This is a genomic window from Halomonas sp. SIMBA_159 (assembly GCF_046536035.1).
Classification (GTDB): domain Bacteria; phylum Pseudomonadota; class Gammaproteobacteria; order Pseudomonadales; family Halomonadaceae; genus Vreelandella; species Vreelandella venusta_A.
This window is the reverse complement of sequence record NZ_JAWJBT010000893.1, coordinates 1-260: the sequence shown is the minus strand read 5'-3', so window position 1 is coordinate 260 and position 260 is coordinate 1. Positions and strand designations below refer to the sequence as shown.

Below are 260 nucleotides of genomic sequence, written 5' to 3'. Positions count from 1 at the left end.
AAGGTATTCTTTGCCTTTTTCATCGACGAGTGACAAATCGTTGGATGATTTTGTGTTGATAGCCAGGGCAACGCCATCGGTGATCATACCTGCAAATTCCACACGCATTTTCTGGCTCAATCCTGTTTTTGCCAGCATGACAGAAAAGAGGAGATCACCCGGAACGCAAAAGCGTTTGTTATCGGCATCGTGGATTGGGTTGAAATCGCCAGCGACTTTTTTGGCAAAATGGCTGGCTTGTTCGCGGGTAAATGTATAAG

The 260-nt window shown here is 45.8% G+C and carries 1 protein-coding gene; it reads right to left on the bottom strand.

Translation table 11 applies throughout. From position 1 onward, the window contains the following. The coding region (locus R0J87_RS21825) for a DUF3581 family protein (RefSeq protein WP_498888923.1) at positions 1-260 on the bottom strand (260 nt) is incomplete at both ends.